We start from the raw sequence: 6977 nt of genomic DNA on the forward strand, positions 1-6977 counted from the left end.
ATTTTTTTTACACGGTTTCAGCCTGAGCGGAGGTTACCCGGGCGTTTTCAATCAATCTGATGACCAGGGCAATAATGCCGCACAGGGTTGCCAGCGCCACCACGCCAGACCAGCCGGCCATCGTATAAATCTTACTGCCCAGTGCCGAGCCTAACGCCATTCCGATAAACACCACCGTAAAGAGCAGGGCATTCAGGCGACCGCGTGCCTGCGGTTCAAGGCTGTAGACCAGATTCTGGTGAGCCACCAGGCTTGACTGCAGGCCAAGGTCAAAACCGACGGCGGAGACGGCAATCAGGATCAACTGTCCATGGACGCCGAGGGCGGGCATCAGGAACATTAGCGCAAACGAGACGGTGACGAGCGCGGCACCCAGCTGCGTCACTTTTCCTGCACCCAGTTTATCCGCCAGCCCGCCTGCCAGCGGCGCGGCTAATGCACCGGCGGCACCTGCGATACCAAACCCGCCCGCCACGGCGCTGCCGAGGTGGTAGCGTTCCAGCAGCATCACGGCCAGCGTTGACCAGAATGCGCTGAAGGCAATCGACAGAAAACCCTGAGCCAGCGCCGCGCGACGCAGTGCCGGGTAACGACGCCACAGGTGCTCCATGGAACGCATCAGTGCGGGATAGCTCAGCGTGGAGTGAATAGCAAAACGTGGGAGTACGGCCCACATCACCGCGCCGACAAAGGCAATGCTTGCAGCAGCCAGCTGATACATCACCCGCCAGCCAAAGGCTTCACCGACCACGCCGCTGACGGTTCTCGACAACAATATGCCCAGCAGAAGACCTGTCATGACGGTGCCCACGGTTTTCCCTTGTTTACCTTCAGGGGCGAGGATCGCAGCAGCGGGAACGATATCCTGCGCCATGGTGGCGGCCATGCCAATCAGCAGGCTTGCCAGCAGCAGCGAAGGGAGTTGCCCGGTGAGACTACAGCCCAGAAGAAACAGCGCCAGGGCAGCACTTTTAATCAGAATCAGCGTCCTGCGGTCATGACGATCGCCAAGCGGCAACAGGAAGAGGATGCCGAGCGCGTAGCCTGCCTGGGTCAGCGTCGGAACCAGGCCCATTCCTTCAATACTCAAATGAAGGTCTGCGCCCATGAGAGGCAGCAAAGGCTGTGCGTAGTAAATGGATGCCACGCTGAAACCAGCACCCAGAGCCAGCATTAATATCACCCAGCGGCTCACGGCATGGGGGGCAGTTGTTGTGTTCATAAGACGTTCCTCAGTCATAGTGTGAGGCTATTTTTTATCACTACGCCTTGCGGCGGTAGACGGGCTGATGGTAAAACGCTTATACGTTAAGCGTATGACAGAGGAAAGTATGAAGCGAGTTGAGCGTATAGACAGGGTGGAACTGATGCGAACTTTTGTTCGCATCGTGGAAACCGGCTCGCTCTCGGCAGCGGCAAGGCAGCTTTCGACGACTCAGGCCACGGTAAGCCGACGTTTGCAGTCTCTGGAAACCTTGCTGGGGGCTCGCCTGCTGCTGCGAACCACCCATGCCACCAGGCTCACTGACGACGGTGAACGCTGCTATCAGCATGCCCGGTGGGTGATTGATAGCTGGTTGGCGCTGGAAGATGAAGTCGGGCAGGCGGAGGATGAACCGGTTGGGGTATTGCGGGTGCGGGCACCGCACGCCTTTGGTCAGGAACAGCTCCTGAAACCGTTGACGGAATTTTTGCAGCGTTATCCTCAGCTTTCCGTTGAGTGGATGTTGAACGATAAGTCGGTGGATTTTCTCAGCGACAATATTGATTGTGCGATCCGCGTGGGTGCCGAGGTCGCTCCCGCCACGGTTTCCGTACAGCTGGCAGAGGTACCGCGCTCCATCGTCGCCTCTCCTGCGTTGCTGGCACGCTTCCCAAAGGTTAGCAAGCCAGAGGATTTGCAGGCGCTGCCCTGGATTGCCATCAGCACCTTCTACCAGCGACACGTTGAATTGTTTGATGGTGCAGCGCAGCCGACACGCATTGCTATTACGCCGCGTCTGAGCACGGACAGCCTGTACGTGGCGCGAAATACGGCCCTGACCGGGCTGGGGGTGGCGCTGGTATCAAGCTGGACGGTGAAAGAGGATATTCAGGAAGGGCGCTTAATCCCTCTTCTGCCCGAGTGGCAACCCACGGCGCTGCCCGTCCATCTGGTTTATCCGTGGTCGCGATACTATCCGGCGCGCTTGCGACGTTTTCTGGAGATGATGAAGCAGGTGATGCCGGGTATAGCCGGAATGAGAAAGCCAGCAAATGCGCAATAAAAAAGCCGACCCTGAGGTCGGCTTTTCGTCTTAACGCGAGTTACTCAACAGACTGGGGGCGGGTTGCCGGTGCAGTCGCCTGGTGCGTCGCGCTGTGACCACCTGCGGAACCTTTGCCGTCAAAGTTGAACTCCGGGCGAACCCAGTCGCTTTGACGCGGTGCTTCCGGCACATACTCAGGCGCAGGTGCGCGAGTCATGGGTGCCGTTGCAACGTGTGCTGCCGCTGGCGCAGTAACCACTGGCTCTGGTTTCACCTCAGGCGCTGGAGCTTCTTCGGCTTCACGAACCGGTTCAACGTCAAGTTCAACTTCCTGAACCACGTCTTCTGTCACCGTTTCGATAACAGCGTCAGCGGTGTCTTCAACCGGCGCGGCGGCTTCAACTTCTTCAGCAACCTCTTCGGCCACGACCGTGTCTTCTTCGGCGATGAACTGCGGTGCGGCATCAACCGGGGCAGCAATCACTTCAGGATGGGTGGTTTCCACTTCAACCGCCTGTGGGGCTTCGGCTTCCACAGCCTGCGGCTCACCCACCGTCGCTGCTGCAGCCACAACCTCTTCAGCTGCAACGACTGGTGCAATCACCTCTTCGGTGACAGACTGTTCTTCAACAATCTGCTCCGGGCGAGCAACCGGGTAGCGGATCCAGACTTTACCGGATGCCATTTCAGGCGACGCACACGCGATGGCTAACGGCATTGGAGACTGAGTCGGGTAACGCTCGTCACGATAACGGCGACGACGCTGACCGCTCACGCGCAGATGACGAGGAGAACGACGTGAACGACGCGGCATGCCTGCGTTATCACGACCTTCGCCGTTATCGTCCTGCTCGGCGTTGTTCTCTACCACTGCTGGCAGATCAACTTTCGCCAGTTGGGTCTGCGGCGCGCTTTCGGCGACGGTTTCCGTAACAACAGTTGTCTCTTCGGTCGCTTCAGAAGCAAAACGGACTTTCTGATTCAGCTGACGCTGCTTACGACGCGGCATAACCTGAGTACGTTCTTCCTGCTCAGCGTCTTGCTGTTCAACAGGCTCTTCGCGGTTCAGGTTTTTAACTTCCTGCTGCGCCTGACGCTTCTCGTCGTTGCGACGACGATTGCGCTCGCGGCGAGGCTGCTGCTCGTCGCGCTGTTTGCTCTTCTCTGACTCATCGCCCGCCGGTTGGCGAATTTCGCGATCTTCAACATTCTGCTGCTGTTTCTCGCGACGGTTGCGACGGTTATCTTCGCGTTGCTCACGGCCTTCGTTGTTGTCAGAACGGTTGTCGCGACGCTCGTTACGGTCGTTACGATCGCTGCGGTCATTACGATCGCGGCGGTTGTTCTGGCGCTTACGACGATCCTGCTGACGCTCAGGCTTCGCTTCTTTCGGTGCTTCTTTTGGCTGCTCCGGCTGAACTTCTTCGCCAGCAAACATCTTCTTCAGCGCGCCGAAGAAGCGGCTCAGAAGACCAGGTTGCTCTGGCTGGGCTTTCGCCACGTCTGGCGCAGGTTTTTGCGCAGCAGGTTTAGCCGCTGGTTTTTCCAGCACGGCTTCCGGCGGCGCTTCCGGCATAATGAAGGTGGCTAATGCAGGCTGCTCAGGCAGTTTACGCTCGGCAGGCTCTTCATCGGATGGCAGTGCCATCTCTTCTTCATGCAGCTTCGGCAGCAGGTAGCTGAGGGTGGTCGTCTCTTCGCCCTTACGTACACGCAGCACGTGATAGTGCGGAGTCTGCATCTGGTCGTTTGGCACGATGATGCAGCGAACGCCGCCCTGACGTGCTTCGATTGCGCTTACCGCTGCACGTTTTTCGTTAAGCAGGTAAGAGGCAACGGGCACAGGCACAATGGCGTGAACTTCTTTAGTGTTCTCTTTCAGCGCTTCTTCTTCAATCAGACGCAGAATAGAGAGGGACAGCGATTCGTTATCACGCACGGTACCGGTACCGGAACAGCGCGGGCAAACGTGATGGCTGGACTCACCCAGTGATGGGCTCAGACGCTGACGGGACATCTCCAGCAGGCCAAAGCGAGAAATATGGCTGATCTGGATACGAGCACGGTCCTGGCGCACCGCTTCGCGCAGACGGTTTTCAACCGCACGCTGGTGACGAACAGGGGTCATGTCGATGAAGTCGATAACGATCAGACCACCCAGGTCGCGCAGGCGGAGCTGGCGGGCGATTTCATCAGCGGCTTCAAGGTTGGTGTTGAAGGCGGTCTCTTCGATATCACCGCCGCGGGTTGCACGCGCGGAGTTGATGTCGATAGCGGTCAGCGCTTCGGTCGTATCGATAACGATAGAACCACCGGATGGCAGACGCACTTCACGCTGGAAGGCGGATTCAATCTGGGATTCAATCTGATAGTGGCTGAACAGCGGGATTTCACCAGTGTACAGTTTGATTTTGCTGGTGAAATCCGGACGACCCAGCGCGGCGATGTGCTGGCGAGCCAGCTCAAGCACTTTCGGGTTATCAATCAGAATTTCGCCGATGTCCTGACGCAGGTAATCACGGAAGGCACGCACGATAACGTTGCTTTCCTGGTGGATCAGGAACGGAGCAGGGCGGCTTTCTGCTGCTTTCTGGATAGCTTCCCAGTGCTTCAGACGGAAGCTTAAGTCCCACTGCAGCGCTTCGGCAGATTTGCCTACGCCTGCGGTACGCACGATAAGCCCCATGCCGTCCGGCAGTTCAAGACTTGCCAGCGCTTCTTTCAGCTCGGTACGGTCATCACCTTCGATACGGCGAGAGATACCACCCGCACGCGGGTTGTTTGGCATCAGAACCAGATAGCTCCCCGCCAGGCTGATAAAGGTCGTCAGTGCGGCACCTTTGTTGCCACGCTCTTCTTTATCAATCTGGACGATAACTTCCTGACCTTCACGCAGAACATCTTTGATGTTTGGGCGGCCATGGGCGTTGTAGTTTGCAGGGAAATATTCGCGGGCGATTTCTTTAAGAGGGAGGAAACCGTGACGCTCAGCACCGTAATCGACAAATGCAGCTTCAAGGCTTGGTTCAATGCGGGTGATTTTACCTTTGTAAATGTTCGCTTTTTTCTGTTCGTGTCCAGGACTTTCGATATCCAGATCGTACAGGCGCTGCCCATCCACAAGGGCGACACGCAACTCTTCTTGCTGAGTTGCGTTGATTAACATTCTTTTCATCGTAACTTACTCGTTATTCTTACATTGACGACAAAGCTGCGGGCAAGGTGACGCTTTCCGGGGTATGAACCGATGGCCTCGTGTCTGTTCACGTCGCCAACCTCACGGTTGTCGCTCGCTTAAGAGGCGCAGAGTGTCGGTTGCCTGTATTTCATACGGAAACACAGCGCAATTATCAGGGGAATTGCCTGGGAAGAACTCTCCAGAAAACAATCCTTATACCGGGAAGTACTGCAACCCGCAGCCCGCTAACTGCCTGAAAGATCAATACGTCTTACGCCATTGCTGCGTGGATGATCGGTCAGACAAAATTGGTCATTCCGTCGACATCCTTACTTAACCTGGATTTAACACGGAAAACAGCCTCATTATTCCACTGCTCGCCGGGTTATAGCAAGATGACTTTTACCAATTATCACCCGGTTACTCACAGTTTCTTCACTTCGAGGTGGTGATTGGTTTAATAACCACCAAATCGATTGCGCGAAACGGGGCGCAGGCCGGATAAAAGTAAATATAAGCATAGAAAAATGAGTGGCGCTAATGGCTGACGATATTTAGAATCGCCAACCATGAAAACAGAGCCTCCAGCCGTAAAAATTGTTGCTATCGCGGATGACTATGCGGGGCAACGCATCGATAACTTTTTACGCACCCAGTTGAAAGGCGTGCCGAAAAGTATGATTTACCGCATCCTGCGCAAGGGCGAGGTGCGGGTTAACAAAAAACGCGTGAAGCCTGAGTATAAGCTCGAAGCCGGTGATGAAGTGCGTATCCCGCCGGTGCGCGTGGCTGAACGTGAAGAAGAGGCGGTTTCGCCCAAGCTGCAAAAAGTGGCTGCGCTGAGTGACGTCATCCTTTATGAGGATGACTATATCCTTGTGCTGAACAAACCGTCAGGTACAGCCGTACACGGCGGCAGCGGCCTGAGCTTTGGCGTGATTGAAGGGCTGCGCGCGCTTCGACCAGAAGCCCGTTTCCTGGAGCTGGTGCATCGTCTGGATCGTGATACCTCTGGCGTGCTGCTGGTGGCGAAAAAGCGTTCTGCACTGCGTTCTTTGCATGAGCAGCTTCGCGAAAAAGGGATGCAGAAAGACTACCTGGCGCTGGTGCGCGGGCAGTGGCAGTCCCATGTGAAAGTGGTGCAGGCGCCGCTGTTGAAAAATATTCTGCAGAGCGGCGAGCGCATTGTGCGTGTGAATCAGGAAGGGAAACCGTCCGAGACGCGCTTTAAAGTTGAAGAGCGCTATGAGTTTGCCACGCTAGTGCGCTGCAGCCCGGTGACGGGGCGTACCCATCAGATTCGCGTGCATACCCAGTTTGCCGGGCATCCTATTGCGTTCGATGACCGCTATGGCGACCGCGAGTTTGATAAGCAACTGGCGGGCACGGGGCTGTCGCGTCTGTTCCTGCATGCGGCTGCGCTGAAGTTTACCCATCCTAATACGGGGGAAGTCATCCGTATTGAAGCGCCGCTGGATGAGCAGCTGAAACGCTGTCTTAAGGTTCTGCGCGGCTGATTTTGCTTTCCTCCCTCTCCCTGTGGGAGAGGG

4 protein-coding genes are annotated in these 6977 nt (G+C 56.4%); 2 read left to right on the forward strand and 2 right to left on the reverse strand.

Going from position 1 to position 6977, the window contains the following annotated elements; genetic code table 11:
• Window positions 1-7: 7 nt before the first annotated feature.
• Complete coding sequence (locus tag ENTMO_RS0109305) at window positions 8-1222, reverse strand: MFS transporter (protein ID WP_010429670.1); 1215 nt, start codon at window positions 1220-1222, stop codon at window positions 8-10.
• 67 nt (window positions 1223-1289) lie between these two features.
• Here ENTMO_RS0109305 and ENTMO_RS0109310 point away from each other — a divergent pair, with 67 nt between their 5' ends.
• On the forward strand, window positions 1290-2267 hold the full coding sequence (locus ENTMO_RS0109310; protein ID WP_411326752.1) for a LysR family transcriptional regulator: 978 nt from the start codon (window positions 1290-1292) through the stop codon (window positions 2265-2267).
• Between the two features lie 40 nt (window positions 2268-2307).
• Here ENTMO_RS0109310 and rne read toward each other — a convergent pair whose 3' ends face one another.
• Window positions 2308-5424, reverse strand: a complete 3117-nt coding sequence (gene rne / locus ENTMO_RS0109315; RefSeq protein WP_010429674.1) for a ribonuclease E — start codon at window positions 5422-5424, stop codon at window positions 2308-2310.
• A gap of 572 nt (window positions 5425-5996) precedes the next feature.
• Here rne and rluC point away from each other — a divergent pair.
• Window positions 5997-6944 (forward strand): 23S rRNA pseudouridine(955/2504/2580) synthase RluC, encoded by a 948-nt coding sequence (rluC, locus tag ENTMO_RS0109320; RefSeq protein WP_010429676.1) that lies wholly within the window; start codon window positions 5997-5999, stop codon window positions 6942-6944.
• Window positions 6945-6977 lie beyond the last annotated feature (33 nt).

This window comes from Enterobacter mori LMG 25706 (assembly GCF_000211415.1).
Taxonomy (GTDB): domain Bacteria; phylum Pseudomonadota; class Gammaproteobacteria; order Enterobacterales; family Enterobacteriaceae; genus Enterobacter; species Enterobacter mori.